Raw genomic sequence first — 1,990 nt, forward strand, 5'->3', positions numbered from 1 at the left:
TCCTAATTAAAAACCACGAGATGATAAGAGAGCACGAGACAGATGAGATCCAGGTTGAGCGCTCAAGCGGGGATTAAGAGCTTTGCTTCGTAGTGAGCATCTGTTCGCTGAAAGGCCCGAAATCCGTCAATGGTCCTCCGCCCCACCGAGAAATACCGGTTCTTCGTTCCGACACATCGTGCGTGTCCAGGTTCCTGGTTAAGGGCACGAGATGAGGAGAGAGGGCGAGAGTCCGAACCCTCGAGACGTTTTCGGATCTCATAAGAGAATAACTCTCACAAGAAGCAATGAAACAGCGCAATCCTATCTAATGCATAGAACACCGCCTGCTGTGCTTACCTTTCTCCTACATGTTATGCACTTTTCAAGTGAGTTCGAGGCTGGAAGAATCTCGATGTGATCCAATTATTGCGATTCTCAGTCAAAGCTGGAAAGAGGTGATTGATTTGTATGGAAAAGCAGTCGAATTTCCGTCTTCCGGTAGGTGGATAAATGTAGAGCGACCCTTGACTCTAGAGGATCTCAAAGGGTATGTCGTGCTGTTTGATTTCTGGACTTACTGCTGCATAAACTGCATTCATGTGATCCCGGACCTCAAGTGGCTGGAAGAGAAGTACAATGACAGTCCTTTTCTCGTTATCGGCGTCCACTCCGCGAAGTTTGAGAATGAACGTGAAGAGAGGAATATCAGAGCCGCTGTCGAGCGCTATGAAATAGAACATCCCGTTCTTATCGACAACGAGTATTACCTTTGGGACAGGTATGTGGTTCGCGCGTGGCCGTCCTACGTCCTGATAGGACCTGACGGAAAGATTTTGTCAAAGACCTCGGGCGAGGGCAAGCGAGATTACCTCTCAAATGAGATTTCCAAAGCTCTCGAGGATGGTATGAGGAGAGGGATTCTAAGCAACGAGAGGATTCCGGTTACGCCGAATGTATCCAAGAGAAATTCGACTCTTTCATTTCCCGGGAAGATTGCTTTTGGGGATTCAAGAACGATGTTTATTAGCGATTCGAACAACGATCGAATACTCGTGACGGAGCTTGCCTCTCCTTTTGAAGCAAAGGTTACCGATCAGATCGGAGGCCAAAGTAGCGGCTTTGCAGACGGAACTTTCGAAGAGGCGCGACTAAACAGGCCTCAGGGCATGGTCTATTCAGATGGTGTACTCTTCATAGCCGATACAGAGAACCATGCAATCAGAAAAGCCGATTTGAGAGAAAGAAAATTAAGGACGATCTCGGGCGACGGTTTTCAGGGATTCAGCTGGCAGTACAGCGGCGAAGCATCTAAGGCGCGGCTTAACTCCCCATGGGATCTGCAGTCAGACGGAAGGTACCTCTATATCGCTATGGCCGGAATGCATCAGATCTGGAGGCTGGATTTGAAGGAGAACTCAATTCGTTCATTTGCAGGGAGCGGAGCCGAGAACATTGAAGACGGGTCGCTAAAGGATGCGAATTTCGCTCAGCCCAGTGGAATCTACCTGGATGGAAAGAGTCTTTACGTTGCCGATTCGGAGGTTTCGGGGATAAGGTATGTAGATCTCGAAGCGGAAAAAGTGCACACCGTTGCAGGAAGCGGACTCTTTTCATTCGGTCATATCGACGGGATTCTTCAAAGGGCTCTGTTCCAGCACCCGCTGGGTATTTACGGTAATGATAGATTTCTGTACGTTGCCGACACCTATAATCACGCAATAAGAAAGATCGATCTGGGAATCAGGCGTGTTGAGACGATGATCAAGAATCTGGGAGAGGGAACCTGCACCCTGGATGGAGAAAAGTGCTCTACTCTCGGTCTTTTCGAGCCAAACGATGTCAAATACTATAACGGGCTGTTGTACATAGCCGACACGAATAATCACTTGATTAGAGTTTTCGACGGGAAGGAACTGGTAGAGTTAGTTATTGGCTAAAAACATTCCGAGAGTGTATGAGGAGGTGAGGCTGGAATAAAACATTTGACGTAAGGCTGCCTTCGGCAGGA

General features: G+C 48.2%; 1 protein-coding gene. It reads left to right on the forward strand.

The genetic code is table 11. The features are described from left to right. The first annotated feature begins 446 nt into the window (after positions 1-446). Positions 447-1,919: a thioredoxin-like domain-containing protein gene (locus RJ60_RS07925; protein ID WP_099830364.1), complete on the forward strand. Its 1,473-nt coding sequence runs from the start codon at positions 447-449 to the stop codon at positions 1,917-1,919. Positions 1,920-1,990 lie beyond the last annotated feature (71 nt).

The sequence above is a fragment of the Mesotoga sp. B105.6.4 genome (assembly GCF_002896535.1).
GTDB lineage: Bacteria > Thermotogota > Thermotogae > Petrotogales > Kosmotogaceae > Mesotoga.